At 69.1% G+C, this 25,549-nt stretch carries 29 protein-coding genes; 14 read left to right on the forward strand and 15 right to left on the reverse strand.

The window, feature by feature from the left end; all coding sequences use genetic code 11:
* The 3 genes from ACSHWB_RS47250 to ACSHWB_RS47260 all read right to left on the reverse strand — a co-directional run bounded on the left by ACSHWB_RS47250 (position 1) and on the right by ACSHWB_RS47260 (position 2,912).
* Entirely contained in the window at positions 1-744 is a 744-nt protein-coding gene (locus tag ACSHWB_RS47250; protein WP_439659889.1) for a crotonase/enoyl-CoA hydratase family protein, read from the reverse strand.
* Positions 741-1,889 carry a CaiB/BaiF CoA transferase family protein gene (locus ACSHWB_RS47255; RefSeq protein WP_439659890.1) on the reverse strand — a complete coding sequence of 383 codons (1,149 nt, stop codon included), beginning with the start codon at positions 1,887-1,889 and terminating at the stop codon, positions 741-743. Before ACSHWB_RS47255 ends, ACSHWB_RS47250 begins: the two co-directional genes overlap by 4 nt.
* A 114-nt stretch (positions 1,890-2,003) precedes the next feature.
* Positions 2,004-2,912, reverse strand: coding sequence for a LysR family transcriptional regulator (locus tag ACSHWB_RS47260; RefSeq protein WP_439659891.1), 909 nt, complete (start codon positions 2,910-2,912; stop codon positions 2,004-2,006).
* Positions 2,913-3,008: 96 nt separating this feature from the next.
* Here ACSHWB_RS47260 and ACSHWB_RS47265 point away from each other — a divergent pair, with 96 nt between their 5' ends.
* Positions 3,009-4,274: an FAD-binding oxidoreductase gene (locus ACSHWB_RS47265; protein ID WP_439659892.1), complete on the forward strand. Its 1,266-nt coding sequence runs from the start codon at positions 3,009-3,011 to the stop codon at positions 4,272-4,274.
* Here the strand turns inward: ACSHWB_RS47265 and ACSHWB_RS47270 are convergent.
* Positions 4,271-6,814: a BTAD domain-containing putative transcriptional regulator gene (locus ACSHWB_RS47270; protein ID WP_439659893.1), complete on the reverse strand. Its 2,544-nt coding sequence runs from the start codon at positions 6,812-6,814 to the stop codon at positions 4,271-4,273. The two genes, ACSHWB_RS47265 and ACSHWB_RS47270, sit on opposite strands and share 4 nt — an antisense overlap.
* A gap of 63 nt (positions 6,815-6,877) precedes the next feature.
* Between ACSHWB_RS47270 and ACSHWB_RS47275 the strand changes: the two genes are divergently transcribed.
* The 3 genes from ACSHWB_RS47275 to ACSHWB_RS47285 are packed head-to-tail and all read left to right on the forward strand — an operon-like array spanning position 6,878 to position 9,729.
* Positions 6,878-8,500, forward strand: coding sequence for a C39 family peptidase (locus ACSHWB_RS47275; protein ID WP_439659894.1), 1,623 nt, complete (start codon positions 6,878-6,880; stop codon positions 8,498-8,500).
* Between the two features lie 42 nt (positions 8,501-8,542).
* Positions 8,543-9,007, forward strand: a complete 465-nt coding sequence (locus ACSHWB_RS47280) for a hypothetical protein (RefSeq protein WP_439659895.1) — start codon at positions 8,543-8,545, stop codon at positions 9,005-9,007.
* The gene (locus ACSHWB_RS47285; protein WP_439659896.1) at positions 9,004-9,729 is read left to right on the forward strand and encodes an alpha/beta fold hydrolase; all 726 of its coding nucleotides are present in this window, start codon (positions 9,004-9,006) and stop codon (positions 9,727-9,729) included. The genes ACSHWB_RS47280 and ACSHWB_RS47285 overlap by 4 nt, the downstream gene beginning before the upstream one ends.
* Here ACSHWB_RS47285 and ACSHWB_RS47290 read toward each other — a convergent pair.
* Entirely contained in the window at positions 9,699-10,298 is a 600-nt protein-coding gene (locus ACSHWB_RS47290) for a TetR/AcrR family transcriptional regulator (protein WP_439659897.1), read from the reverse strand. The two genes, ACSHWB_RS47285 and ACSHWB_RS47290, sit on opposite strands and share 31 nt — an antisense overlap.
* Positions 10,299-10,379: 81 nt before the next feature.
* On the opposite strand from ACSHWB_RS47290, the gene ACSHWB_RS47295 reads away from it, so the two are divergent.
* On the forward strand, positions 10,380-11,324 hold the full coding sequence (locus ACSHWB_RS47295; protein ID WP_439659898.1) for a beta-ketoacyl-ACP synthase III: 945 nt from the start codon (positions 10,380-10,382) through the stop codon (positions 11,322-11,324).
* 211 nt (positions 11,325-11,535) lie between these two features.
* Here ACSHWB_RS47295 and ACSHWB_RS47300 read toward each other — a convergent pair whose 3' ends face one another.
* The 4 genes from ACSHWB_RS47300 to ACSHWB_RS47315 all read right to left on the reverse strand — a co-directional run bounded on the left by ACSHWB_RS47300 (position 11,536) and on the right by ACSHWB_RS47315 (position 15,286).
* Positions 11,536-12,915, reverse strand: coding sequence for an NAD(P)/FAD-dependent oxidoreductase (locus tag ACSHWB_RS47300; protein ID WP_439659899.1), 1,380 nt, complete (start codon positions 12,913-12,915; stop codon positions 11,536-11,538).
* Positions 12,912-13,739 carry a 4Fe-4S domain-containing protein gene (locus tag ACSHWB_RS47305; RefSeq protein WP_439659900.1) on the reverse strand — a complete coding sequence of 276 codons (828 nt, stop codon included), beginning with the start codon at positions 13,737-13,739 and terminating at the stop codon, positions 12,912-12,914. The genes ACSHWB_RS47300 and ACSHWB_RS47305 overlap by 4 nt, the downstream gene beginning before the upstream one ends.
* A gap of 159 nt (positions 13,740-13,898) precedes the next feature.
* Positions 13,899-14,579, reverse strand: a complete 681-nt coding sequence (locus tag ACSHWB_RS47310; RefSeq protein ID WP_439659901.1) for a DUF4142 domain-containing protein — start codon at positions 14,577-14,579, stop codon at positions 13,899-13,901.
* A gap of 98 nt (positions 14,580-14,677) precedes the next feature.
* Positions 14,678-15,286 carry a COG4315 family predicted lipoprotein gene (locus ACSHWB_RS47315; RefSeq protein WP_439659902.1) on the reverse strand — a complete coding sequence of 203 codons (609 nt, stop codon included), beginning with the start codon at positions 15,284-15,286 and terminating at the stop codon, positions 14,678-14,680.
* Between the two features lie 115 nt (positions 15,287-15,401).
* On the opposite strand from ACSHWB_RS47315, the gene ACSHWB_RS47320 reads away from it, so the two are divergent.
* The 4 genes from ACSHWB_RS47320 to ACSHWB_RS47335 all read left to right on the forward strand — a co-directional run bounded on the left by ACSHWB_RS47320 (position 15,402) and on the right by ACSHWB_RS47335 (position 17,684).
* Positions 15,402-15,971 carry a sigma-70 family RNA polymerase sigma factor gene (locus ACSHWB_RS47320; protein ID WP_045315736.1) on the forward strand — a complete coding sequence of 190 codons (570 nt, stop codon included), beginning with the start codon at positions 15,402-15,404 and terminating at the stop codon, positions 15,969-15,971.
* Positions 15,968-16,711: an anti-sigma factor family protein gene (locus tag ACSHWB_RS47325; protein WP_439659903.1), complete on the forward strand. Its 744-nt coding sequence runs from the start codon at positions 15,968-15,970 to the stop codon at positions 16,709-16,711. Before ACSHWB_RS47320 ends, ACSHWB_RS47325 begins: the two co-directional genes overlap by 4 nt.
* Before the next feature lie 83 nt (positions 16,712-16,794).
* Positions 16,795-17,205, forward strand: coding sequence for a hypothetical protein (locus tag ACSHWB_RS47330; protein ID WP_439659904.1), 411 nt, complete (start codon positions 16,795-16,797; stop codon positions 17,203-17,205).
* An 8-nt stretch (positions 17,206-17,213) separates the two neighbouring features.
* Entirely contained in the window at positions 17,214-17,684 is a 471-nt protein-coding gene (locus ACSHWB_RS47335; RefSeq protein WP_439659905.1) for a YkvA family protein, read from the forward strand.
* On the opposite strand, the gene ACSHWB_RS47340 is transcribed toward ACSHWB_RS47335, so the two are convergent.
* Positions 17,619-18,104 carry a GNAT family N-acetyltransferase gene (locus tag ACSHWB_RS47340; RefSeq protein ID WP_439664798.1) on the reverse strand — a complete coding sequence of 162 codons (486 nt, stop codon included), beginning with the start codon at positions 18,102-18,104 and terminating at the stop codon, positions 17,619-17,621. The two genes, ACSHWB_RS47335 and ACSHWB_RS47340, sit on opposite strands and share 66 nt — an antisense overlap.
* Before the next feature lie 65 nt (positions 18,105-18,169).
* Between ACSHWB_RS47340 and ACSHWB_RS47345 the strand changes: the two genes are divergently transcribed.
* The 3 genes from ACSHWB_RS47345 to ACSHWB_RS47355 are packed head-to-tail and all read left to right on the forward strand — an operon-like array spanning position 18,170 to position 21,265.
* Positions 18,170-19,315, forward strand: a complete 1,146-nt coding sequence (locus tag ACSHWB_RS47345; RefSeq protein ID WP_439659906.1) for a PP2C family protein-serine/threonine phosphatase — start codon at positions 18,170-18,172, stop codon at positions 19,313-19,315.
* Positions 19,312-20,832 (forward strand): sensor histidine kinase, encoded by a 1,521-nt coding sequence (locus ACSHWB_RS47350; RefSeq protein ID WP_439659907.1) that lies wholly within the window; start codon positions 19,312-19,314, stop codon positions 20,830-20,832. Before ACSHWB_RS47345 ends, ACSHWB_RS47350 begins: the two co-directional genes overlap by 4 nt.
* Complete coding sequence (locus ACSHWB_RS47355) at positions 20,825-21,265, forward strand: response regulator (protein WP_360034968.1); 441 nt, start codon at positions 20,825-20,827, stop codon at positions 21,263-21,265. Before ACSHWB_RS47350 ends, ACSHWB_RS47355 begins: the two co-directional genes overlap by 8 nt.
* Here ACSHWB_RS47355 and ACSHWB_RS47360 read toward each other — a convergent pair.
* The 5 genes from ACSHWB_RS47360 to ACSHWB_RS47380 are packed head-to-tail and all read right to left on the reverse strand — an operon-like array spanning position 21,240 to position 23,896.
* Positions 21,240-21,680: a ClpX C4-type zinc finger protein gene (locus tag ACSHWB_RS47360; protein WP_439659908.1), complete on the reverse strand. Its 441-nt coding sequence runs from the start codon at positions 21,678-21,680 to the stop codon at positions 21,240-21,242. The two genes, ACSHWB_RS47355 and ACSHWB_RS47360, sit on opposite strands and share 26 nt — an antisense overlap.
* A gap of 51 nt (positions 21,681-21,731) precedes the next feature.
* Positions 21,732-21,881 carry a hypothetical protein gene (locus ACSHWB_RS47365; RefSeq protein WP_439659909.1) on the reverse strand — a complete coding sequence of 50 codons (150 nt, stop codon included), beginning with the start codon at positions 21,879-21,881 and terminating at the stop codon, positions 21,732-21,734.
* Complete coding sequence (locus tag ACSHWB_RS47370) at positions 21,878-22,603, reverse strand: lysophospholipid acyltransferase family protein (protein WP_439659910.1); 726 nt, start codon at positions 22,601-22,603, stop codon at positions 21,878-21,880. Before ACSHWB_RS47370 ends, ACSHWB_RS47365 begins: the two co-directional genes overlap by 4 nt.
* Entirely contained in the window at positions 22,600-23,589 is a 990-nt protein-coding gene (locus tag ACSHWB_RS47375) for an MBL fold metallo-hydrolase (RefSeq protein ID WP_439659911.1), read from the reverse strand. The genes ACSHWB_RS47370 and ACSHWB_RS47375 overlap by 4 nt, the downstream gene beginning before the upstream one ends.
* A gap of 37 nt (positions 23,590-23,626) precedes the next feature.
* A complete protein-coding gene (locus ACSHWB_RS47380; protein WP_439659912.1) occupies positions 23,627-23,896 on the reverse strand; it encodes a GNAT family N-acetyltransferase in 270 nt (89 codons plus the stop codon).
* Positions 23,897-23,935: 39 nt separating this feature from the next.
* Between ACSHWB_RS47380 and ACSHWB_RS47385 the strand changes: the two genes are divergently transcribed.
* Together ACSHWB_RS47385 and ACSHWB_RS47390 are read left to right on the forward strand one after the other, a co-directional pair.
* A complete protein-coding gene (locus ACSHWB_RS47385; protein WP_439659913.1) occupies positions 23,936-24,913 on the forward strand; it encodes an LLM class flavin-dependent oxidoreductase in 978 nt (325 codons plus the stop codon).
* A gap of 46 nt (positions 24,914-24,959) precedes the next feature.
* A complete protein-coding gene (locus tag ACSHWB_RS47390) occupies positions 24,960-25,445 on the forward strand; it encodes a hypothetical protein (RefSeq protein ID WP_439659914.1) in 486 nt (161 codons plus the stop codon).
* Positions 25,446-25,549 lie beyond the last annotated feature (104 nt).

The following is a 25,549-nucleotide window of genomic DNA, read 5'->3' on the forward strand; positions in this document are numbered from 1 at the left end:
TCAGCGTCCTGTCCACTGCGGAGCGCGGCGCTCGGCGAACGCGGTCATGCCCTCGCGGACGTCGGCCGTGGTCATCAGCTTCGCGCTCTCGGTGCGTTGTGCGGCCCAGGGGTCCTGGGAGCGCACGACCTTCTTGACGGCGGCGAGCGCCAGCGGGGCGTTCAGGGCGATCTGCTCCGCCAGCTGCAACGCGATCGCGGCGGCCTCGCCGTTCGGCACGACCCTGTTGGCGATGCCGAGCGTGCCGGCCCGGACGCCGTCGATCGGCTCGCCGGTCAGCAGGATCTCCATGGCCAGGTGGTGCGGGATCCGTTGCGGCAGGCGGACGACTCCCCCGGCCGCGGCGATCAGGCCGCGCTTCACCTCGGGCAGCCCGAACCTGGCGTCCTGCGCGGCGACGATCAGGTCGCAGCCCAGCGCCAGCTCGAACCCGCCGCCCAGCGCGAACCCCTCGACCGCGGCGATCAGCGGCTTGCTGAGTTCGGCCTCGGTGAGACCGCCGAGGCCGCGGTCGCCGACGACCGGTGACTCGCCCTTCAGCGCGGCCTTGAGGTCCATGCCCGCGCTGAACGAGCCACCCGCCCCGGTGAGCACGCCCACGCGCAGTTCCGGCGTGGCCTCCAGCTCGTCCAGCGCGGCGGAGAGCTGCGTCGCGACGGCCGCGTTCACGGCGTTGCGGGCCTCCGGCCGGTCGATCGTGATCAGCAGTGCCGAACCGACGCGTTCGGTGCGCACGACAGTCATGCCAGCTCCTTCAACACTTCAGCGGTGTCCTGGCCGGGCAAGGGAGCCAGGCGGCGGACGGTGGCGGGGGTGGCGGAGAACCGGACGGGGATGCCGATCGAGCGGATCTCACCCTCGCTCGGGTGCCGCACGACGTCGAGCAGGTGACCGTCGCGGACGTACGGGTCCTCGTGCGCCTTGTCGAGCTCCAGCACCGGTCCGAACGGGATGCTGTGCTTCGCGCACACCTCGGCCCAGTCCTCACTGGACAGTGCGGGCGCGCACTCGTCGACCAGGCCCATCAGGTCGTCGCTGTCGCCGGGGTCGATCCGCTCACCGGCGACGCGCGGGTCCTCGACCAGGTCGGGACGCCCGGCGGCGGCGAAGAAGTCGCGGAAGTTCTGCGGGTTGTAGGGCACGACGCAGGCGAGACCGTCCTTGGTGTGCACGGCGTGGTGGCCCTTGGCCATCGAGAGGTTGAAGCCCGTCGGCCCCTCCTCCGGCACGAACGCGTGGCCCGCGAGGTGCTCGACCAGGTTGAACGCGATCATCGTGTCCGCCATGGGGATCTCGACCCGCTGGCCCTGCCCGGTGTTGTTCCGGTGCACCAGCGCGGCGAGCACGCTGTAGGCGATGGTCAGCGACGACACCTTGTCCCCGAGGATCGTCGGCAGGTAGACGGGCCGCCCGATGGCCCGGTTCGCGATGTCGACCAGGCCGGACGCGCCCTGGATCGTCTCGTCGTAGGCGGCGGTGCCCGCGCGGTCGGAGTCGCCGCGGAAGCCCTGCGCGTGGGCGTAGACCAGGCCGGGGTTGCGCTCGGCGATGTCGGCGTAGTCCATGCCGAGCCTGCTCAGCGCACCGGGACGCATGTTGGTGATCAGCACGTCGGCCGTGTCGATCAGCTTGAGGGCGGTCTCGCGGTCGTCCTCGTCCTTGAGGTTCAGAGCGACGCTGCGCTTGTTCCGGTTGACGTTGAGGCTCAACGGGGTCATGCCCGGCGTGGTGCGGTAGCGGCCGTTGCGGACGGTGTCCACAGGCGACTCGATCTTGATCACGTCGGCGCCGAGGTCTCCGAGGATCTGGGCCGCGTACGGGCCCATGACCACGGTCGAGAGGTCGATCACCCGCACGCCGTCCAGCGGACCGGCGGTGATGTCCTTCATCGTTCGTCCTTTCGCACCTGTTCGTTCTTGCACCACCGAAGTTAGTGACGAACCGCGAAAAAGGGAACGATCATGTCGCGAACAATGGTGTGACCACAGCGGTCACACCATTGTTCATTTGATTATCGGCTCCTTGAACACTTCCCTGGCCGCTTCGACGAGCTCCTCTAGGTCGCCGCCTTCCGCGCGGTCGCGCCGCCACAGCAGCCCGGTGTCGAGCTGCGCGCGGAAGTCCTCGAACGGCAGGACCGCCATGTTCTCCAGGCGATATCCGCGCATCGAGCTGTCCTCGTCGAGCATCGAGACGGAGAACCCGAGGCCGCCCGACACGATCTCCGAGGTGCCCTGGTAGCCGGTGTTGCTCAGCTGGATGCGCTTTTTGATGCCCAGCTCGTGCAATTGCCGGTCGAGCTGCTCGAAATACGCGGGCATGATTTCCTCCGGCGACTTCGCGTACGCCAGATCGGTGAGATCGGCCAGTTTGACCGATTCACGGCCTTCGAACCGGTCGGCGGGCACCACGGCGCCGAGCCGTTCCGACATCACGTGCAGCGTGTCGAGCGACGCCTCCTGCACGGGCAGCCGCGCCAGCGTGAGCGCGAGCCTGCCGTCCTTCACCGCCGCGACGAGGTCCGTGGTCGTCCCCGGCCACCGCTTGACCTCGAACCGGCCGGCGACCCGGTCCGCGAGGAGCGTCAGCCGTTCCCGCAGCGCCGGGTGGATCCCGGCGGGCACGCCGACGAACACCGTCGACCTCGTGGGTGCCGTTGCCTGGTCGAGCCTCCATCTGATCGACCCGACGCGGTCGAGCACGTCCCGTGCGATCGGCAGCAGGGCGGCGCCGGCGTCGGTCAGCGCCACGTGGTGCGTGCTGCGGTCGAACAGCTGCCGGCCCAGCTCGTGTTCGAGGTCCTTGACGCGCTGGCTCAGCGGCGACGCGGCCATGTGCAGCTTCTTGGCCGCCGCCGAGAAGTTCAGCTCCTCCGCGACCGCGACGAAGTACCTGAGGTGCAGCAGTTCCACGAGATCCAGACTAGGCCGTTCGGGCCAGCCCCCTCACCGTGACGCGCGGCGCCCGGCTACCGGCTTCCGGCGCCTCTTCCCCCTATCGTGCGCCGCGTGGCCATCGAGCACCCCGCCGCCTTCCGCCCGCGCGCGATCGCCGAGGTCCTCCGTCCGGGGACAGTGGACGAGGTCGTGGAGATCGTCCGGTCCGGCAGGCGGCCGCTGCACCCGATCAGCACGGGCTACAACTGGGGCCTGGGTTCGGGTCTGCCGGTCGGCGACGGCGCCACGGTCCTCGACCTGTCCGGGCTGGACCGCGTCCGCGCGCTCGACCTCGAACGCGGTTACGCCGTGGTGGAGCCGGGTGTGACCCAGGGTGCGCTCGCGGAGTTGTTGCGGGGAACGCCGAGGATCTTCAACCTCACCACGTCCTCGTTGCGCACCAGCATCATCGGCAACTCGCTGGAACGCGGCGTCGGTGTGCACCGCGCCCGTGCCGAGGACCTGGTCGGACTCGAAGTGGTGCTCGCGGACGGCCGGCGCGAACACGTCGGCTGGTGGCCGGACACTTCGGCCGTCCCGCGGCCGCACGGGCTCGGGCCCACGCTCACCCACCTGTTCACGCAGTCGTCGTTCGCGGTCGTCACGGCCGCCGTCGTCCGGCTGCTGCCCAGGCCGGAGGAGGTGCGGGTGCTGCCCTTCACGTTCGCCCAGGACGACCTCGCCGATGCCGTCGACGTGCTGCGGTCGTGGACGGAGCAGCGGCTGGTCCCGCCGACCACCAAGGTCTACAACCCCGTCGCGTCCCAGTCGGACGGTCACCTCGCGCACGTCTGCCTCAGCGGTGCGGGCGAGGTGGTCGAGGCGCTCAGCTCGGTTCTTCTCGGTGTGGCAAGGCATTCGCCGCTGGTCGCGGCTCCGGCGGCGGACGAGGTGGTCCGCGCGACGTACGCGGGTGATCCTGATCCGGCCGACACGTGGTTCTTGCGGAGGACCATGGGGTGTCCGGCGGAGCGGATCGACGCCGAGCTCGGGTTGCTGATGTTCCTGCCGATCGTGCCGTTCTCCGGCGAGGCCGTGGCGCTGGCCGAGAAACTGGTCCGCGACTGCTGTGCCTCCACTCCCCCTGTGACGGTGAACGTGCTCGACAGCGACGCCGTCGACCACGTCATCGCGCTCGGCTTCCCCGCGGGTGACCCTTCGGCCGTCGTCGAGGCTCGGGAGACGCTCGACCGGTTGCACCAAGCGTTTGCGGCACAGGGATTTCCGGCGTATCGGCGGGATGTCGACCGGCCAGGAGCGGCGACGGCGTTGCAGGCCAGGATCGGGCAGGCCCTCGATCCGGACGGGGTGTTCGCGCCGGGGAGGTATGCGGGCTAGCTCATCCCCGCGAGCTTCCGCACGCCTTCCGCCTCGCCCCAACGGAATCCGATGCGGCGCGACAGCTCCACGGCCTCGGTGTAGGAGGCGCACGCCTGCTCGGCCCGTCCCGCCAGCTCGTGCACGGTGCCGCGGTCGAGCAGCACACCCGCCTCGATCTGCCTGTCCCCCACCGATCGCGCGAGCTCCAACGCCTCCTCCGCCAGCTCCAGCGCCCGGTCCAGGGAACCGAGCTGGCGGTGGGCGTCGGCCATGTTCGCCAGCGCGTGCAGCTCGCCGGACCTGTCGCCGCACGCCCGCAGCGTCGTCAGCGTCTCCTCGTAACACACCAGTGCGGCGGGGAGATCGCCCAGCGCCGCGTGCACGAGGCCCAGGTTGGTGCGCACGTAGGCCGCGCCCTGCGAGTCGTCCAGCTCCTCGCGCAGCAGCAGTGAGGCCTCCAGCGACGTGAGCGCGGCGGGCAGGTCGCGGCGGCGCCAGTGCGTGATGCCGAGGTTGTTGAGCGTCACGGCTTCCAGCTGGCGGTCGTGCAGCCGGCGGGCCAGGGTCAGCGCCGCCGTCCAGTGCTGCTGGGCCTCGGCGAACTTGAAGCCGCGCTCGCAGGCCGCGCCGAGTTCCTTCAACGCCAGCGCTTCCGCGCGGACGTCGCCCAGCGTACGGGCGGCCTCCAGGGCGAGCGTGTTCAGCGCCGCCCAGTCGGCGACCTCCGAGCGGCGGCGGAAGTACCAGGACAGACCGGCGGCGAACGCGATCGCGTCAGCCGGGGAGGCCTGGTGCGCGGCGGCGATCAGGTTGTCGCGTTCCTCGGCGAGCCAGAGGTCCGTCGGGCTGTCCGCCAGCGCTTCCAGGTAGTGCTTGTGCAGGCGTTCGAGAGCGAGCGACCGTTCCTCGGACGACTCCGAGGCGCGGCAGCGTTCGCGGGCGAAGAGGCGCAGCAGGTCGTGCAGCGCGAACCGGCCGGGCACCGGTTCCTCGACCAGGTGCGCGTCGGCCAGTTCGGCGAGCAGCTCCTCCACGTCCGGCACGTCGGTGAGCGCCCGTGCGGCCGAGACGGCGAAGTCCGGGCCGTCGAGGAGTCCGAGGAGGCGGAAGACCCTGGCCACGGCAGAGGATCCGAGCTCCGCATAGCTCACCTCGAACGCCGAGCGCACCGCGACGTCACCGAGCCGGAGCTCGTCCAGGCGGCGCGTCTCGTCCGCCAGTCTCGCCGCCAGCAACGGCGCGGTCCACTGTGGACGGGCGGCGAGCCGGGCCCCGGCGATGCGCAGCGCCAGCGGCAGTCCGCCGCACCAGCGCACCAGCTCCGCCGCGTTCTCGACCTTGCCGGCGACGCCCTCCAGCAGCCGGAACGCGTCTTCCAGTGGCAGCGCACCGAGTTTCACGTACGAGGCGCCGGTCAGCGCGGTGAGCGGGCGGCGGGACGTGATCAGCACGGCCGAGCCGGGACCGGTCGGCAGCAGGCGCTGGACCTGGCTCGCGGTGGCGACGTTGTCCAGCACCACGAGCAGCCTGCGCGTCGCGGTGAGCGAGCGGTAGCGCAGGGCCTCCTCGTCGCCGGGCCGTTCCCCGAGCGCACGCAGGAACTGGCTCAGGATCCGGTCGGAGGCGCCGTCGGAGAGGTCCGCGTAGAGCTGGCCGTCCGGGAACCTCGCCGCGATCTCGTGGGCCGTCCGCACCGCGAGCGCCGACTTGCCGATGCCCGCCTGCCCGGTGATCAGGCACACCGCGACCCGGTCCTGCCGGAGCTGACCCTTGATCAGGTTCAGCTCGCGGCCGCGGCCTGCGAAGGTGACGACGTCCGGTGGCAGCTGCCGGATCGCCGCCGCGCCAACGGGTTTCGCGCGCAGGACCTCGGCCTGCCGCCGCCGCAGCGACTCCCCCGGCTCGACGCCCAGCTCCTCCATCAGCACCCGGCGGCACTCCTGGTAGGCGGCCAGCGCCTCTGCCGGCCTGCCCGCGCGGTGCAGCGCGACCATCTGCTGTTCGCGCAGGCGTTCGTTCAACGGGTGCTCGCGCACCCACTCGTTCAGGTCCGCGACGATCTCGACGTGCCGGCCGAGGTCCAGTTCCGCCTCGGCGCACTCGACCCGCGCGGCCAGCCGCAGCTCCTCCAGCTGGGCGATGACCCCGCGCAGCAGCCCGGACGCGGCGAGATCCGCGAGGGCCGGCCCGCGCCACAACGCGAGCGCCTCGCGGTAGCGCTGCGGCGTGCGTTCGCGGCGGGCGACGTCGAGCAGCTCGGTGAACCGGGTCAGGTCGAGCTCGGCCGGGTCGACCGACATCAGGTAGCCGGGCGCCCTCGAGAGCAGCCGCGATCCCACGATCTTGCGCAGCTGGTAGACGTAGACCTGGAGGTTCTTCAACGCGGTCTTGGGCGGCGCGTCGTCCCACAGCACGCTGATCAGCCGGTCGACCGCCAGCACCCGGCCGGGCTGCGCGAGGAGCAACGCGAGCACCGCCCGTTGTTTGGGCGGCCCAAGGCCGAGCCGCACGCCGTCGTCGGCGTAACACTCGACCGGCCCGAGCACCCGGAACTCCACAACTCCCGATCGTAACTACCGGACGCATACCGGACGCATGCCACGCGCCAGGACGTTTGAACCATGACGAGAACCTCACTGGCTCTGGTGGTGGCACTGGGCACCCTGGCAGCCGCCGTGTCCCCCGCTCAAGCCGTCGAGCCCTACTCCGCGAGCCCGTCCCAGTCGCACGCCGTCCGCTCGGGCGACGGCTACGACGTGATCGTCGGTGGCGTGAAGAGAGCCACCGTGGCCGTCAGCGACCCCGCGTACACGATCAAGTCCACCTCTTCAGCCGACGGCGCATCGGCCGCCGTGATCTCCGACTTCAACGGCACCAGCGGCAGCGCGCTGAGCACCGTCGACCGCTACGGCAAGACCCGTCTCGTGGCACGCGGGTCGATCACCTCGGCCGTCTTCCACGGCTCCACGCTGGCCTACGCGGACGGCGAGAACGTCGTGGTGGACGGCGTCCCCGTGGGCAAGCTCAAGGGCCGCGCACCTCAACTGCTCGGCTTCACCTCCGACGGCACGGGCCTGCTGGCCGTGCAGCACCCGGACGTGGCCGACGACAGCACGTACGTCGGCTCACTCGTGCGGTTCGACCTGAAGTCGGGCGCCGCGAAGCCGTTGATCACGTCCGGTGCCGAGGCGCTGTACCGCGACTTCAAGCTCGTCGACGTCAAGGGCGAGCGGCACGTCAGCTTCATCAAGCACAACGAGATCTACCGCTGCGGCGGCGCCGACCCGCAGTGGCTGGGGCTGGTGTCGGAGGACGGCGAGGTCCGGTCGCTGATCGGCGAGACCCGCCACCACTACCGCAGCGCGGTGTGGAGCACCGACGGCGCACGCGTCGCGTACGAGGTCATGGGCTGCGTGTCCGACAAGACGCTCGGCCCTGACCAGTTCGCCGGCTTCAACGGCGTCTACGTCCAGGACCTGGCTTCGTCCAAGGCCTCGCGCGTCGTCGAGGGCCTGTCGTTCACGCACGCGCTGACCGGCATCGACGGCACGGAGGCCGTGATCGGCAGCCCCTCGAAGGGGTACGTGAAGGCCTCGGGTCTGCGCGCCGCCGCGCTGGACGGCGAGGTGACCACGATGGGCCGCCTCAACCGCGCCGAGTACATCCACCAGCTGTGGGACACGCGCAACGAGTTCAACGGCAACTCCTCCTGCGGCCCGACCAGCGCGGTGATCGACCTCGTCACCTACCAGCTGCCGGCCGAGTTCGGCGTGCAGGTCGCGCAGCCGTTCTCGCACTACTCGAAGTGGGGCCGCTACATCACCGACGAGTTCTCCAACCGCGGCACCACCTTCAACCGCACGATGGCCGACTGGTCGCGCACCGGCAGCTGGAAGGGCGCGCACGGCTGGATCACCGGCTACTACTGCGGCGGCAACCCGGCCCGCCCCTGCGCCTCGTGGGAGTCCGAGCGCGACTTCCTGGCCCGCAACGGCGCCGCGGTCCAGCAGGGCAACTTCACGCCGGCGCAGGTCCGCGCGTTCCTCGACCAGGGCAAGTTCGTGATCATGAGCGGTACCTGGGGATCTACGGCCGGGCACCTGTCGGTGGTGATCGGGTACCACGACAACGGGCAGTTCTACGTCCACGACACCTACGGCGCGGGCACGGACGGCAGCTACGACGGGGCCAACCAGCTGTACAGCTGGAACTACATCGCTCCTGTGCAGATGTGGGCGGCCTAACTACTTGACGGAAGGCGTCAAGTACTTGCTATCGTCTGTCAAGTGTCGACGCTCTCGGAACACGTGGACCTGCGGACCGACCTGATCCGGCTCGTCACGAGCCGCCTGCTCGACCCGCTGGAAATCCTGCTGCCGCAGGCCGATCTCCTCGGCCTGCGGCAGTCCGTCGAGGCGGACGCCGAGATGTGGGCGGCCCAACTACTGGGCCCAGACGACGCACTGGCCAAACAGACAGCCATTCGCCTGATGGCCGTGCTCTACCCCGGCGACACCCCGTTCGACCCACCGGAGAGCTGGTGGGCGACACCGCTGGGCCGTGCCGCAGCACGCCGCGCCGGGCACCCGAGCAAAGACCACGTCTCCCTGGGCGTGGCCGGCGCGATGCTCGGCATCACCCGCCAGGGCGTGCACGACCTCGTGAACCGCAACAAGCTGCTGCGGCACCCGGACGGCGGCGTGACCGTCGACTCCATCCGCACCCGGCTGAGCCTGAGGAGAGACCGGTGAAGCTCTCGACGACCGACTTCGGCGGCAACGGCCGGCCGTTCCTGCTCCTGCACGGCCTAGGTGGTGACAGGTCCGCCTGGGAAACACTTGCGCCCCAGCTGAACGGCCACGCCGTCGCGGTCGACCTGCGTGGGCACGGCGAGTCTCCCGACGGCGGGTGGGACTGGGAGGCCGTGCTCGACGATCTCGACGAGACCGCCGTCCACCTCGAACTCGACGAGCCAGTCGTCGTCGGGCATTCGCTGGGCGGCGTTCTCACGGGCATGTGGGCGCTCAGGCATCCGGAGTGCCCGGCGGTGATCAGCCTGGACGGACACCGTTCCGCCACAACTCATCCAGCGAACTACGCGGGACTGCCGGCCCAGGAGGTCGCGGAGGGCCTGGCCAAGCTGAACGCGATCTTCGACGCCCAGCTGGAGACGATCACCCGCCCGTCGCACGAGATCCTCTCGGCGCTGCGGACGTCGCCCGAACTCCTGGACGCCCTGCCGGTCTTCGCGAAGGTGATCAGCCCGTTCCTGCTGGTGCTCGCCACGCGCAACCTGCCGGTGCCGCCCGATCTCGTGCCGTTGTTCGACGCCCACCGCGCGGGACTGCGCCGCGACATGCCCGAGAACGTCCAGGTGCGCGAGATCGACGCGACGCACGGCATGGTGTCAGAACAGCCCGCCGAGCTCGCAGAGCTGATCAATCACTTCGTGAGCAGCCGCTTCAACGCCTGACGGGCCCGGCGCGGGGCCGCGCTGTCGTGCTCCAGCTGCAGGAAGTGGTTGAGCGCCAGCATGACCCCGAGGATCTCGTAGATCAGCTGCTCCACGTCCGTGTCCAGCTTGAGGTCGCCGTCGCTGACCGCGCGGCGGATGTGGATGCGCAGGTCCCTGCGCCACAACGCGTTCATGCCGGCCAGGGCGTCCCGCACACGGCCGTTGCGGCCGTCGAACTCCGCCGTGGCGGCGGTGAAGAAGCAGCCGCCGGGCAGCACCTCGCGTTCGAGGTAGGACACCCAGGCCTCGCAGACGTCGATCAGGCGCGGCAAGCCGGACGGCATCTGCTTCACCTTGCGCGGCACCTCGCGCAGGAAGACCTCCGCCGCCTGGTCGACCACCGCGAGCTGCAGGGCCTCCTTGGTGCCGAAATGGCCCAGCAGGCCCGCCTTGCTCATGCCGAGCTCCGTCGCGAGCCGCCCGATCGTGAGCCCCTCGAGGCCCTCCGACGAGGCGATGGCGAGGCTCCTGTCCAGGATGCGCTGCCTCGTCTCCAAGGTGTCGGCGACAGATCTGCGCGGGCTCATCGCTGTAGTTTACGTCTCTTTAGCTACCGACCGATCGGTTGCTATATTCGCCGCGTCGCCCTGGCCGAAGGAGAGCTCACCTTGTCCGGTTCCCGTGTCGTCGCGCTCGGCCACCATCAGCCCGAACGAGTGCTGACCAACGCCGACCTGGAAAAGATGGTGGACACCAACGACGCGTGGATCCGGCAGCGCACCGGTATCGCCACCCGTCGCATCGCGGCGCCGGCGGAGACCGTGGCCGACATGGCCTCTGAGGCGGGTGCGAAGGCGCTCGCCGCCTCCGGGCTGGCCCCGTCCGACATCGGCCAGGTCATCGTCGCCACCTGCTCGGCCATCGACCGCAGCCCCTCGACGGCGGCGCAGGTCGCGGCACGCCTGTCGATCCCAGCCGCGGTCGTCTTCGACCTCAACAACGCCTGCGCGGGCTTCTGCACCGCGCTGGCCACCGCCGACCACACGATCCGGGCGGGTGCCGCGCAGCACGCGCTGGTCATCGGCGCCGAGAAGATGTCGGACCTGGTCGACTGGACCGACCGCTCCTCCTGCATCCTGCTGGGCGACGGCGCGGGCGCGGCCGTGGTCAGCGCCTCCGAGGACGCCCTCATCAGCCCGGTCACCTGGGGTTCCGACCCCAGCAGGAGCAACGCCGTGCGGCTGGTCGACGAGTGGCAGCCCCGGTTCTCCCAGGAGGGCCAGGCCGTCTTCCGCTGGGCCACCAGCGAACTGCCCGCCGTCGCGATCCAGGCGTGCGAACGAGCCGGCATCGCCGTTACGGACCTCGCGGCCGTGGTCACGCACCAGGCCAACCTGCGGATCATCGAGGCGATGACGCGCAAGCTCGGCCTGCGCGACGACGCGGTGATCGCGCGGGACGTGGTGGAGTCCGGCAACACCTCCGCCGCCTCTGTGCCGCTCGCACTGTCCAAAATGGCCGAACGCGGCGAGCTCCCGTCCGGTCAGCCCGTCCTGCTGTTCGCGTTCGGCGGCGGGCTGTCGTGGGCGGGTCAGGTCATCACCGCCCCGTAAGCCCCGGAAACAGGTCGGTGTGGCGACTCGGGAGCCCACCGAGTCGCCACACCGCTGGTGACGCACGAGAAGAAGGTTCAGGCCGTCGGTGCGGGAACGAGCGCATCGCCGCGTGACGTCATCGGTCCGCCACCTGGCCACGCGGGCGACGTCGGAGTTCGCCGTTCCCGCTTGCCCTGTACCGCCGGCCTGAGCACCTCCCTGTACCTGGTTAGGGCCTCGCGCGTCCTCCGCCCACTCGCACCATCTCCGGCCTCGAGCGCGAATGCCGCCGCCGCTGCAATGGCGGGGACATCGACGACGAGACGGACGGGGGAACGGATGATGCGAGGGCGGCGACCGGTTCGGGAACCGGGATCATGCTGGTCGCGAGGGACTCCTCCGCGGCGGCAGCGGGCTCTTCCTCCGGCTGCGTCCACACAGGAGTGTTCGTCTCGACCGCGTTCTGCCGGAACAGTTCCGGGGTCTCGGTGATGATCTTGCCGGGCGACTCCAGCCCCACGATGCCGACGAGCTTGCCGTTGGCGATGAAGCCGGTGAGTCCGTTCACATCGGTCGTGTCGGTGCCGAGGACGGGCAGACCCGCTCCCTGCACCCGCATGCCGTACTGCTCGGTCCAGAACCGCGGGACCGGCGTGTACGTCTTGGCGTGGTTGCGGCCCACCAACAGGTTCTCGGCCGCGGCTCTGCCTCCCTCGACGGCGTTGAGCCAGTGCTCGACGCGGCGCACGGCACCGTTGAAGCGCATGTTGGGCCAGCGGGCCACGTCACCGCAGGCGACGAGGTTCTCGGCGCCGACCACGTGGTTCGTCGAGTCGCACAGCACGCCGTCGGAGATGTCGAGGCCGGAGCCGCGCAGCCAGTCGACGGCCGGGGAGGCGCCGACGGCCAGCACGACGCACGAGGCGAAGAAGACCTGGCCGTCGCTCAGGTGGATGCCGATGCCGCCGGGCTGACGCACCCAGTGCTTGATGCCGACACCGGTGGCGAGGCGGACGCCGTGCTCGACGTGCGCCTCGGTGATCTTCTTGCCGATGTCGTCACCGACGACGCCGCCCAGCAACGCGGGCGAGCGCACGATCAGGGCCACGTCGCGGCCCATGTGACGAACCGAACAGGCGAGCTCGCAGCCGATGAACCCACCGCCGATGACGGCGACGAGCCCCTGCGACTGGCGGATGTTGCGTCGGATCGCGACCGCGTCGTCGAGCGTCCGCAGCACGTGCACCCGCGGGTCGTGACGAGGTGCCCCGCCCATCGCCCTGGCGTCGACGCCGGTGGCGATGATCATGCCGTCGTACTTGATCTCCTCGCCACCGGGCACCCAGACGGACTGCTTCTTGGGGTCCAGGTGCAGGGCCGGTGAGTTCAGGCGCCACTCGGCGTCGAGGTCACCCGAGAACGACAGCAACGAGTCGTCCGGGGTCCACTCTCCGGTGATGATCTGCTTCGACAGGCATGGGCGGTGGTACGGGAGGTGCCGCTCGGCGGACAGGATGGTGATCTGCCCGTCGAAACCCATCTCCCGCAGCCGTTCCGCGGAACGGACTCCACCGAGTCCGCCGCCGACGACCACGATCCGTTCGCTCACTTCACTCGCTCCCTGATCTCGATCGCGCGCATCGGGCACGCACGTTGTGCCGCCCGGGCCTGAGCGAAGTGCTCCTCTGGCGGCCGGCGGTTGTAGGTCAGGCGGTTGTCCTCGATCAGCTGGAAGACGTCCGGTGCCTCCGCCTGGCAGGTGCCGTAGCGGTGGCATTTCTCGTTGTTGACGCTCACGTCCATCGCGTCGCCCTCGCCGACGCCGGGTTCCTTGCCTCGCTCGGAGTCGAGCATCCCGATGCGCATCAGCACCTCGGGCGGGAGGAACCGGGCCAGGGCCAGGGTCGCGGTCGGGACGAGAACGGTGAGTCCGGCCAGCCAGAGAACGGACAGGTTGCCGTTCGCGATGGCGCCGAACCAGGAGTGCACCACGGTGATCGTCACCGCGATGTACGCCGTTTGATGGAACCTCAACCACTTGCGGTAGAAGACTTTGTGCCTCATCGAGGCGAGCACGGCGATCGCGAGCATGACCTCCAGGCCGAGGATGCCCAGCGCGTGCCGGAACAGGCCGCCGTCGACGAACGGCAGGACGAGCTTGACGAAGCTGAAAGTACCGGTCTGGATCAGTGTGAAGGCGAACGCGTGGATGGAGCCGAACGCGATCGCCAACGAGGCGAGCACCATGTGCCCGTTCTTCAGTCCTTCACGTCCGGTGAGCTTCTCGGCCCACCCGGTCGCGATGAGCACACCCCAGGACAAGGTGGCGCACATCATGACGTAAGCCAGCCTGGCAGACAGCTGAGCCATCTTCTTGACGCCCGAGTCGAACTCGGCCGACTGGGCCACCAGGAGCGGAATCTGGCTGGACAACAACACTTCCTCCGAGAGAACTTCGCGGGAACCCGCCCGGACCTGCGGTGCAGGAGTGGACACTTCAGGGCCGGGCGGGTGGGAACAGGTCCGCGTTGGAGTGCCTCTGACCTTGGGACACCACCTCCGTTTACTGCCTTGAAACGGGGTCTTGCGAAATCACCGCACCGGTCGTCGCGGGCGGAGTACTCGGAGCAGGAGCACCGTGAGGACGGCTCCCGCGGCGGTGACCGTGAGGATCACCCACATGTTCGGCCCCTCGTCGGAGGCCAGGGTCGCGTTGATGATGCCGCCGGCCGGCTGGGGTTCCGCGAACGCCGCGTCGCCCGCGAGGCCGCTGCTCTCCAGCAGCGTCATGTGCTTCATCACCACGTCGATGCCCGCCTGCGCGAACCCGCGGATCACGTCGTTGCGCGTTCCTGAGCGGACCTTCGCGATGAAGGGGAAGATCTGGCCGTGCGCGGCGCGCAACCGGGCGATGAACGCCTGGTCGAACGCGTCGCCTTCGAGCCCGTTGATCTCTTCCATCCACGACTGCTGCGTGGGGTTCGGCACGTCGGGCGTGGTCAGCCCGAACCCGGCGGCCGTCTTCTTCGTCAGCGAGTCCAGCATCATGTGGTCGAGCATGATCATCTTGCCGATCTGCTTGACCCTGGCGTTGGACGCCTTGGTGGCCGTCAGCTCACCCATGGGCATCTCCCACAGGCCCGCGAGGCGCACCCTGTTGAGCAGTTCGCGGTCGTTCGCGGTCAAAGGCCCGCTCGGGGTGTCCATCACTCCCCCGGTGTCCGCGGGCTGCGCCGCAGCCGTGGCGGAAAGGCCGGAGAAGAGGAACAACATCGCAAAGACGGTGGCGAGGGCTCTGGTCATCGTCTTGTTGTCCTCGTTGTCCAAAGGAAGTCGATAGGGGATCAATGAATTTCGCCTGAGCAGTGGACTCAGTAGCCGGGTGCTGCCGGAGGTGCCGCGGACTGCGGTGTCTGCGCCGTTCCGGAGCTGGGGGACGTGCTCGGCGTACCGCTGCTCGTGCCGTTGTTGCTGTTGTTCTGGGCTTTCCCGCCGGTGATCTTGGCGCCGTTCGGCGCGGTGACCCACCACACACCGCCCTTGGCCTGGCCCTTCATGTCACCGGCGACCTTGTCCTCGGCGTACGTGTACTGCGGCCAGCCCTGGATGGTGAGCTGCTTGGTGCCGTCCGGCCTGGTCAGGACCCCCATGGAGATCGGGTCCACACCCGTCGCCATCGGCGTCTTGTCCGCGAGGACCGGCTTCCAGGCCTTCGCGCACTCGCCCTCGCAGTTCGACTTGGACGGCTTGGGGACGTCCTTGTCGTAGCGGTACATGGGCAGCCCCTCGGCATCGATCACGAACCACCCCATCTGCTCCGTGTTGGCGATGAAGTAGTTGTTGTGACCGTTCAGATCAGCGGGTTTGGCCCGCAGCCCACCGGGTGCGGCCTCCCCTCCGGGAGGGGTCTGGGTGCTGCCGCACGCCGTGAGGCTGAGAGCCAGTGCCGCAAGAGCGGTGATGGCCTGTCCACGTCGCATCGGCTGGGGTCCTTTCTCGGCGGGGTACCGAGGAGTACGGACACGATCCGGCAACGGTTCACGAACTTCGTGAGGAATATTTGCCTCTCGACTTAAGCCGCTTGATGGGGCAAGGATGTCCCCCGTGGCGCGGCATAGACGTCAACGTGAGTTAGACGAACAATCACCAAGACCGGGGTCTCTCGAGGAAGAGTTGATCCGACGGCTGTACGAGGAATTCGGCAGTGCCCTGCTGGGTCACTGCATGAGGTTGACGGGCCATGATCGTCAGTGGGCCGAGGACATCGTGCAGGAGACCCTCGTCAGGGCATGGCGCAACGCCGAGAAACTCGAGCGTGACCCCGTGCTCCTGCGGTCGTGGTTGTTCACGGTGGCAAGGCGGTTGGTCATTGACGACAGACGTAAGAGAAGCGTCCGTCCGCAGGAGTTCGAACTGACCCCTTCGGACGAGTCGCCCTCCGGCAGCGAAGAGGATCGCACCCTCGCGGCGATCGTCGTCGCGGAGGCGATGAACGGTCTCTCCGAGGAGCACAGGGAGGCTATTCTCGAAACATATCTGCGGGACCGCACCGTCGGTGAGGCCGCGGCGGCACTGGGTGTGCCACCGGGAACGGTCAAGTCGAGGGTGTACTACGCGCTCCGTGCGTTGCGGCGTGCGTTGCACGATCGGGGAGAGACGCGGTGACAACGGCACCAGATCACCTCGACGTAGCCGCCTACGTGCTCGGCATCCTCGATGCCGATGAGGTGGAGGCGTTCGAGAACCACCTGACCGAATGTCGGCGGTGTGCCCTTGACCTGCGCGACTTCGCGGTGGTGCCCGACCTCATCGACGAGGCCGACGCGGGTGGGATGCTGCGGGGGACGGCTCCGGAGCGCCCCGACGGCAAGTCGGTCCGGGTCATGCTCGACGCCGTCTCGGCGCGCAGGAAGCGCCGACGGTGGTTCGTCGCCCAGGGCGTCGCGGCCGCTGCCGCCGGCGTCGTGGCGGTGACGGCCGTCGTCACCACGCTCGTCGTACGCGGCGGCGATGACGGTTCGAACCAGGCAGCGCCCCAGAACCCCGGCACGACGACGTCTCAGACGCGGGTGGCGAACAACTCCACCGACTCGTCGATGAAGGTGCAGCAGCAGGACCCGAACAGCGGTGTCTTCACGAAGATCACCGCCTCCGACGAGCCGTGGGGAACCTCGATGGACATCGAGGTCAGCGGCATGACCGGCCCCAGCAGGGGTTCGCTCGTCGCGGTGGGACGCGCGGGTCGAGTCGCCCAGGTCACGTCCTGGTACGCCCCCGAACCGGTGGCCGGCGACAAGAAGACCATCCGGCTGGCGGCGAACGTGGCCATGCGCTGGCACGAGATCGCGACGTTCCGGATCGTCGACGAGAACGGCAAGACCCTGCTCGAAGTCGTGGCATCCTGACGTTCAGCGACACCAGAGGGCTGCCCCCGCGGGATCCATGAGATCCTGTGGGGGCAGTTGTCGTTTTCGGGGAGGCTATCTACGTGGCAATTGGCCCGTCAGCGGTCGAGCGCTGGCTCGATCTGTCCACAGAGGAACTGCGTGCGCAGATCACGAAGCTCGTCGCCGCCCGGCTACCGGACGATCACCCTGTGTGGCATGCGATCCGGCGTCATCAGGCGCTCGTGCCCCGTATTCGCGGTGTCCTGTCCGGACTCGCGGCGACCGCGGCCGGTGGCAAGGACGAGGCCATGCAGAAGGTCTGGATCTCCAAGGCGCGTGCCGCTCTGGACCAGCCCTACGTGGCACCCGTGAAGGCAGCGCGAAAGCCGGTGGTCAAGGAAGAGCCCGTCGAGGAACCCGAGCCCGTGATCGACCTGCGGGAGCCGGAGCCGCAGGAGCTCAAGCAACCGCACAAGGCAATCCCGACGATGCTGTTCCAGGAACCTAGCTAGGGAGCCAGATGGTCGTCTTCGGATCGTTCATCTCGCTGTCAGGCCTGTTGATCCTGTTGCTCCGCGACGCCCCGCTGGGAGGGTTGAGCCCCGCCGTCGTCGGCTGGGTGCTCCTCCCGCTCGGCCTGGTGTTCGCGGTGCTGGGGGTGCTGCGCAACCGCCGCAAACGCGCGCAGGGGGTGCCCGGCCCTGTCGGGAACCCGATCCAGCGCGCGAAGGCGTTGCCGCGGCTGTGGAAGACCTGGCGCAGCGGGAAGTACCCGGAGCTGCCGCGCAGCCAGGTGCTGCTGTGGGTGGTCGGGCTGGTCTACCTCGTGTCGCCGATCGACGTCCTGCCGGAGTTCCTTCCGGTGATCGGCGTGACCGACGACGCGGGTGTCCTCGTCTGGCTGCTCAGCAGTCTTTCGGTGGCCTCAGGCTCGTACCTGCGCTGGGAGAAGGACCATCGCGACACGGGTCGCGGGATCGAGGCCCCGTGAGGCCTCCTCGCGCATGATCGAGGCCAGGCCGGGCGAGGTGTCCGCGACGGCCTGGAAGCCGAGACGTTCGTAGTACGGCGCGTTCCACGGCACGTCGCGGAACGTCGTCAGCGTCACGGCGCGTTCACCGCGGGTGACGTGCTCGATCAGCGCGGCGCCGATCCCCTGGCGCGCATGCGATGGATGCACGCTGACCTGGTGGACGTGGACGGCGCCGTCCACGTCGCCGATCGCGATGAACGCGACGGGCACGCCCTGCGCGCCGATGGCGACCCAGACCTCGTGCTCGGCGAGGTCCTCCAGGGACATCGGGTCGTCGTCGGCGATCTCGGGCATGCCGATGTCGCGGAACGCCTCTCCGGAGGCGTTTTCGATCTGCTGGAGGTACGGCAGTTCGGCTGGTTGGGCGAGACGGATCAACACGCCGCACATCCTGGTAGGTCGGACGCGGACCCCGCAGCCCAATAACGTTAAAGTCCGACCCGATGCGAACGAAGACAGTGCGCGTCCTCCTGGTCGAGGACGACGATGGCGACGCCCTGCTCGTCGAGGCGTTGCTCGAAGAGGTGAGCGCCCCGTTCGTGCTGGCGCGCGCCCGCACCCTGGCGGAGTCCGAACGGCTGCTGAACGACGCCGACTGCGTACTGCTCGACCTGGGCCTGCCCGACTCGACTGGCCTGAACGCGCTGCACAGGTTGCTGAGCAAGCCGAACGCGCCGGCGATCCTGGTGCTGACCGGACGCGACGACGACCGGGAGGGCATCACCGCGGTCGCGGCCGGCGCGGAGGACTACCTGGTCAAGGGCCAGGTCGACGGTGAGCTGCTGCTGCGCGGGGTCCGGTACGCGGTCGAGCGCCGCCGTTCCGAGGACGCCCAGCGCCAGCTGCGGGAGGCGAAGCTGCTGGCCGCCGAACGGGCCCGTCTCGAACGCGGTCTGCTCCCTCCCGCACTGCTGCAGAACTCGGACGTCGACCTGGAGGTCCGCTACCAGCCAGGTGGCCAGCGGATGCTGCTCGGCGGCGACTTCTACGACGCGGTCGGCATGCCGGACGGCACCGTCTACGCGATCATCGGCGACGTCTGCGGCCACGGCCCTGACGAGGCCGCGCTGGGCGTCTGCCTGCGGATCGCCTGGCGTGCGCTGGTCCTGTCCGGTGCACCGCCCGAGAAGGTGTTGCAGACGCTGGACCAGGTGCTGGTCGCGGAACGGCACGGCGAGGGCATCTTCACCACGGCCTGCATGGTCACGGTGGCACCGGACCGCCGGTCGGCGCGCTACTTCCTGGCTGGGCATCCGGAACCGTTGCTGATGGTGGGCGACCGGATCGTGGACCTGCCGCAGTCGAAGATCGGCGTGCCGCTCGGCGTGCTGCCCGACTACGCGTGGACCGGCGTGGACGTGCCGTTGCCGTCCGGCTGGTCACTCGCCTGCTACACGGATGGACTGATCGAGGGCCGGGTACCCGACGACATCGACCGGCTGGGCGTGGAACGCCTGTGCGAGATCCTGGAGCAGCACCTGCGCATCGGCCCGAACTGGATGGACTCCGTCATCGCGGAGGTGACGGAGCTCAACGGAGGCGCGCTCGACGACGACGTGGCCATTCTGCTTTTGAAGGACGGTAAGTGAATCTCCCGCAGAAGATGCCGGCGAGCCGCCTGCTCGCGGTCATCGCGGCGGTCCTGCTCGCCATGACCGCGGTCGCGATCTCGTCCACGGTGGTCGCGCTGGACGCGCTCGGCGACACGCGGGCCCAGTCGGTCGACAGGATCGAGCCCGCCGCACGCCGCGCCCAGACGCTGAGCCGCTCGCTGCTCGACCAGGAGACCGGCGTACGTGGTTTCACCCTCACCGGGCAGGACGACTTCCTCAAGCCGTACCTGGACGGTCAGGCGGCCCAGACGGAGGCCTCGAGGAACGTGCGCGACCTCGTCGGCGACGTGAACGGCCGCGTCGGCCGCATCGAGGACCTCGCGCGGCAGTGGCGTTCCGAGTACGCGGAGCCGACGGTCGCCGCGATCAAGGTGTCCGGTCCCGCCGCCGGGGTCGCGGGCGACCTCGAACGCGGCAAGGTCGTGTTCGACCAGCTCCGCTCCGAGACGTCGGCGCTGCAGAGCGACATCGGCGCGCTCTCCCGGCAGGCCCGCGCGGACCTCGACAGCGCGGCGAACGTGGTGCTGTGGCTGGTGATCGGCATGGGCGTGCTGCTCGTCGCGGTGATCGGCGGGCTGTCGCTGCTGCTGCACCGCCTGCTGATCGCACCGCTCGCGAACCTCGCCGACCACACCCGGCAGGTGGCGTCCGGCGACTTCGACCACGAGATCGACGCCGACGGTCCACGCGAGACGGTCATGCTCGGCGAGGACGTGAACCAGATGCGCCGCCGGATCGTGCAGGAGCTCGCGACGCTCGCGGACGCCAAGGCCGAGCTGCAGCGGTCGAACTCGGAGCTGGAGCAGTTCGCCTACGTCGCCTCGCACGACCTGCAGGAGCCGCTGCGCAAGGTGGCGTCGTTCTGCCAGCTGCTGCAACGCCGCTACGGCGGCCAGCTCGACGAACGCGCCGACCAGTACATCGAGTTCGCGGTCGACGGCGCGAAGCGCATGCAGGTGCTGATCAACGACCTGCTGGCGTTCTCCCGCGTCGGCCGGATGTCGCGCGAGCAGACGGTCATCGACCTCAACGAGCTCGTGGGCCACGTCGTGAGCAGCTTCTCCGAGCGGATCGAGGAGACCGGCGCCCGCCTCGAGATCGCGGAGCTCCCCTCCGTGCGAGGTGAGGCGTCTCTGCTCAGCGCGGTGTTCCAGAACCTGATAAGCAACGCGTTGAAGTTCAAGGGCGCCGAGGCGCCGGTGATCGCCCTCGACGTCGAACGCGACGGCGCGATGTGGAAGTTCACGGTGCGCGACAACGGCATCGGGATCGAGCCGGAGTACGCTGACCGGATCTTCGTCATCTTCCAGCGCCTGCACCCGAAGGACGCCTATCCGGGCACGGGCATCGGACTGGCGATGTGCCGCAAGATCGTCGAGTTCCACGGCGGCACGATCCGCCTGAGGACCGATGTGGACTCCGGCACGAGCTTCGAGTTCACCCTGCCCGTAGTCGCGGAAGTTGCCGCCGAGCTTGAGGAAGTACATGTCTGAGTCACCACTGAACGTGATCGACGTCCTGCTTGTAGAGGACGATCCGGGCGACGCCCTGATGACGCAGGAGGCGTTCGAGCACCACAAGATCCGCAACTCGCTGCACATCGTCAAGGACGGTGTGGAGGCGCTGGAGTTCCTGCGGCGCGAGGGCCAGTACGAGAACGCGCCGCGGCCGGGCCTGATCCTGCTGGACCTCAACCTGCCCCGCAAGGACGGCCGCGAGGTGCTGAGCGAGGTCAAGGCGGACGCGGAGCTGCGCTCGATCCCCGTCGTCGTGCTGACGACCTCGGAGGCAGAGGAGGACATCCTGCGCAGCTACAGCCTCTACGCCAACGCGTACGTCACCAAGCCGGTCGACTTCGACCGGTTCATCGAGGTCGTCCGCCAGATCGACGACTTCTTCGTCACCGTGGTGAAGCTGCCCCGCTGATCACGGCGGCGCTGAAGTCGAGACAGGACCGGCAGATCTGGGCCTCGGCCCCGGCGTGCACGGGCTTGGACTCGCTGCAGAACGAGCAGTGGCCGACCTCGGCGACCTGGGCCGCGTCGACGCACACGTCGCAGATCAGTGCGACCGGTCCCGCCATCAGCTTGCCGACCTTGTCGCCGGCTTGCCCGCAGAACCAGCAGCGCTCGGTCCTCCTGGACTGCTCGATGATCTGGTGCACGCGCTGATGGCTCATCCCCAGCGCCTCGGCGATCTCGCGCATCGAGCCGCCGGCGCGGTGCAGCACCAGCACGCTGTGGTGGTAGACGGCCTTGGCGATGTCGGCCTCGGACTGGGCGGCGGCGGAGGCGGTACCCGCCTTCCGCGCCACTGCCAGCAGTTCCTCGTCCAGAGTCATGGTGTCTACGTTAGCTAGACACGACCCAGCGTGTCTAGGTCGGGTAGACGGTCAGTCGACGCTGCGCACGATCACGGGTTCGTCGTCGCCCTGCACGACCCACTCCTGGGGTTCACGCGGGTCGGGGATGACCGGAGCCCAGATCCCCGTCCCACCGGGGCGGCGCTGCCTGCGTAACTCGAATTCCTCTCGCGTGGTCATGCACTCTGGCTACCCGCTTGAGCCGAACGTATGCCCGACAGCATCGTCGTGATGGCCGCCATGACCCTCCGCGTGGCCTCGGCCAGCACTTCCGCGGTCAGATCCCGGTCGTAGAGGTCCGAGAGGTCGACCGGCGCGCCCGCGACCACTTCGATCTTCTTGCGCGGCAACAACCTCGGCAGGATCGTGCCCTTCGGCAACAGGTCCTGCGTGCCCCACTCGGCGACGGGGATGACCGGCACGCGGGACTCCAGCGCCATCCGCGCCACCCCGGACTTGCCCTTCATGGGCCAGTGGTCGGGATCGTCGGTGAAGGTGCCCTCGGGGAACACCATCACGCACTCGCCGTCGCGCAACGCCTCCACAGCGGGCCGCAACGCCTCTGAGGCCTTCACGGTGCCGCGTTCGACCGGGATGTGACCTCCGGAGCGCATGACCCAGCCGACGACCGGCATGCGCCACAGGGAGGCCTTCGCGAGCACGCGCGGCACCCGCTTCGACATCAGCGCGAACACCACGGCCGCGACGGTGTCCGAGTTGGACAGGTGGTTGAACGCGAGGATCACGCCGCCGTTGCCCGGCACGTGCTGCCTGCCGCGCACCTTGAGGCGCACGAACAGCACGACAACGGGCCACAGCACGTCGATCGCCAGCGAGAACCAGAATCCCCTGCCCCTGCGGGGCATCTTCCAGGTCCAGGCGGCCAGCTCAAGCGGTGTCACGACTGGTATTCGAGCACGCCGCCGTTCACAGTTCGGGTCAATTCGCCACGTTCGACCAGAACGTCGAGGTGCGCGGCCGTCTCACCGACGGCGAGCACCTGGTTGAACATGTCGAGATCGTCGAACCGGCGCTGCCGGCGGGTCCAGCCGATCTTGCGCGCGGTCTCGAACGCGCTGCCGGCCACGGCTCGGTGGATCTCCTCCAGGCGCTGCTCGTGGAACTGCAGCAGCTCGTCGACGCGCTCGTGCGAGCTGTCGGTGACCGGCCCGTGCGCGGGCAGCAGCTTCAGGTCCGGGAGTTCGCGGGTGAGCCGCAGCGACGTCATGTAGTCGCCGAGCGGCAGTTCGGGCCTCAGCGGCTCGAAACCGATCGACGGCGTGATGTGCGGGAGCACGTGGTCGCCGGAGAACAGCACCTTCGCGGTGTGGTCGACGAACACGACGTGACCGCGGGTGTGGCCGGGCGTCGGGACGACCTCGAGCTTGCGGTGCTCCAGGTCCACGGTGCTGCGGACGAGCCACTCGTCCGGCTCCTCGTAGTCGCGCAACGCGTCCGCGCGGTCGACGTGGTGCATGATCTTGACCCACGTCTCCGCCAGCTCCGCGGCGCCCCATTTGCGCAGGTCGTCGACGTTCTGGTCCTCCCGGCCGTGCAGCATGTGCAGCAACGAGGGCTGCTCGCCGAGACCGAGGCCGATCTTGCTGCCGAACGTCCTGCGCAGCGACACGGCCATCGTGAAGTGGTCGCGGTGCACGTGCGTGATGAGGAACTTCCGGATGTCCTCGAAGCCCTTGTTCAGGGTGCCCAGTGCCGCTTCGAGCTGGTCGCGGGCCTCGTCGAGCGCCCAGCCGGAGTCGACCATGACAAGGCCGTCGCCGTCCTCGATGGCGTAGACGTTGACCGCGCGCAGCCCGTCGTTCGGCAGCGGCAGCGGAATCCGGTGCACACCTGGTGCGACCTCGAACGCGCCCGGCTCACTCCACACGCTCGCCCACCTCGTCGTTAGCGACAGCAACTAATTCTTACCGGATAGTAACCCGGTATTCCGGATGCTTGTCGATGTACTTCGCCACGAACGGGCACAACGGAGAGATCTTGATGTCCCGGGCGAGGGCGTCGTCGAGCGCGAACTTCGCGAGCTGCGCGCCGAGGCCCTGGCCGGCGTACGCCTCGTCGACCTCGGTGTGCACGAGGGCGATGACCTCACCGATGACCCGGTACTCCAGGAAGCCGGCGAGCGCGCCGTCGACGTGGACCTCGTAGCGGCTCTCGGCCTCGTTGTTGGTGACCATGCGAACCATCTTGCACCGGACAGATGGAAAATGACGGGCATGGACGTCTACCTGCTCATCCTGGGTGACCACCTGCCCAATCCGTGCACCGGGCAGGAGGTCTCCCAGGCCGACCGGCTGCGGGCGATGGTCGAGCAGGCGGTGGTGGCCGAGGAGGCCGGGTTCGCGGGCGTCGCGATCGGCGAGCACCACTTCACCCGCTACATCGTGTCCGCGCCCGAGCTGCTGCTGGCGGCCGTGGCGGCGCGCACCTCGACGCTCAGGCTCTCGACCGGGGTGACGCTGCTGGCCCACCGCGACCCGGTGCTGGTGGCCGAGGCGCTGGCGACGCTGGACGTGCTGTCGAACGGCAGGGCCGAGCTGATCGTGGCGCGCGGCGTCGACAAGGAGACCGACGCGGCGTTCGGGGTGCAGCCCGGCGAGCTGCGGGCGCGGTTCGAGGAGCACCTGCGGTTGCTGCTCAAGCTGCTGGAGGAGCCGTCGGTGAGCTGGGACGGCAGGTTCCGCGGCCAGCTGAGCGACGTGACGACGACGCCACGGCCGGTGCAGACACCGCGGCCGACGGTGTGGATCGGGTCGGGCTCCGCGGTGTCGGCGGACCTGGGCGCCGAGCTGGAGATGCCGCTGATGTTGCCGTCGACGTTGCGGGATCCCTCGATCTACCTGGAGGTCGTGCAGCGGTACCGGGAGCACTTCCCGGCAGGACGGGTCGGCGTGCCCAGTCACGTGTTCGTGGCGCGGGAGGACGCGCGGGAACGGTGGCGGCCGCACCTGGCCGAGTACGCGCGGTTCGCGGATCCGTGGCGCGGGGACGGCGACATCGATGTCGACGCGATCATGGACGGCTCGGCGGTGTGCGGGACGCCGGACGAGGTGGCGGCGCGGCTCAACGAGTTGGCGGAACACCTGTCCATCGACACGCACCTCGTGATGGTGGACATCGGCGGCATGCCGCACGAGTCGGTCATCGAGACGATCCGGCTGTTCGGCGCGGAAGTGCTTCCGAAACTTGTTTAACGCGAGCGGTGCCAAGGGTTAACACAACCTCGGCAGGATTGAGGGCGTGGGCATCACCGTCATCGGCATCACGCATCCTGGGCAGGTCGGGGTTCTCCCCGGCGGCACGAACGTGCTGGTGCTGGCCGACGACGGCACGTACGCCGATGAGTTCCTCGACACCGACTTCGGCGCGCACCAGCTCGTGGTGCGCGCTCACGGGCGCGGGTCGGCGTTCTTCGGGGTGGCGGACAAGGCCCGTGAGCTGGGCGCGGATCGGATCCTCTTCGGTGGCGTGCACGACACCGCCGCCACTTTCGCCGCCGGGGAGGATCCCGTGCTCGTGCTCGGTGTCCGGCCGCCGGGTGGCCCGATCGCGACCAACGCGGCGTTCCTCGAATGGATGGACCGCTGGCCGCGGCCGGCGCGCGCCTACCACGGCGACGTGGACCACTGGCTGGCGGAGAACGCGTTGAGGGAAGGCCTCCGCGTGGAATTGGTTTCATGGCTGATGGAACCGACCGTCCCCATGCGACGGAAGTTGACGGCCTAGTCATCCGAAGTCGGAAGACGCTGCGCCGCCTGTGAAATATCGTTTCCCCCGCGACCGCGCGATGACGCACACGCACTGAAGCTGAGGGGTTTCTCAGCGTGTCC

The organism is Lentzea sp. HUAS TT2, assembly GCF_051853195.1.
GTDB lineage: Bacteria > Actinomycetota > Actinomycetes > Mycobacteriales > Pseudonocardiaceae > Lentzea.

Coding starts and splice junctions, on each gene's coding strand:
- ACSHWB_RS47250 (WP_439659889.1), bottom strand. CDS start 744: ATGACTGTCGTGCGCACCGAACGCGTCGGTTCGGCACTGCTGATCACG.
- ACSHWB_RS47255 (WP_439659890.1), bottom strand. CDS start 1,889: ATGAAGGACATCACCGCCGGTCCGCTGGACGGCGTGCGGGTGATCGAC.
- ACSHWB_RS47275 (WP_439659894.1), top strand. CDS start 6,878: ATGACGAGAACCTCACTGGCTCTGGTGGTGGCACTGGGCACCCTGGCA.
- ACSHWB_RS47290 (WP_439659897.1), bottom strand. CDS start 10,298: ATGAGCCCGCGCAGATCTGTCGCCGACACCTTGGAGACGAGGCAGCGC.
- ACSHWB_RS47310 (WP_439659901.1), bottom strand. CDS start 14,579: ATGTTGTTCCTCTTCTCCGGCCTTTCCGCCACGGCTGCGGCGCAGCCC.
- ACSHWB_RS47315 (WP_439659902.1), bottom strand. CDS start 15,286: ATGCGACGTGGACAGGCCATCACCGCTCTTGCGGCACTGGCTCTCAGC.
- ACSHWB_RS47320 (WP_045315736.1), top strand. CDS start 15,402: ATGTCCCCCGTGGCGCGGCATAGACGTCAACGTGAGTTAGACGAACAA.
- ACSHWB_RS47335 (WP_439659905.1), top strand. CDS start 17,214: ATGGTCGTCTTCGGATCGTTCATCTCGCTGTCAGGCCTGTTGATCCTG.
- ACSHWB_RS47345 (WP_439659906.1), top strand. CDS start 18,170: ATGCGAACGAAGACAGTGCGCGTCCTCCTGGTCGAGGACGACGATGGC.
- ACSHWB_RS47355 (WP_360034968.1), top strand. CDS start 20,825: ATGTCTGAGTCACCACTGAACGTGATCGACGTCCTGCTTGTAGAGGAC.
- ACSHWB_RS47360 (WP_439659908.1), bottom strand. CDS start 21,680: ATGACTCTGGACGAGGAACTGCTGGCAGTGGCGCGGAAGGCGGGTACC.
- ACSHWB_RS47365 (WP_439659909.1), bottom strand. CDS start 21,881: ATGACCACGCGAGAGGAATTCGAGTTACGCAGGCAGCGCCGCCCCGGT.
- ACSHWB_RS47380 (WP_439659912.1), bottom strand. CDS start 23,896: ATGGTCACCAACAACGAGGCCGAGAGCCGCTACGAGGTCCACGTCGAC.
- ACSHWB_RS47385 (WP_439659913.1), top strand. CDS start 23,936: ATGGACGTCTACCTGCTCATCCTGGGTGACCACCTGCCCAATCCGTGC.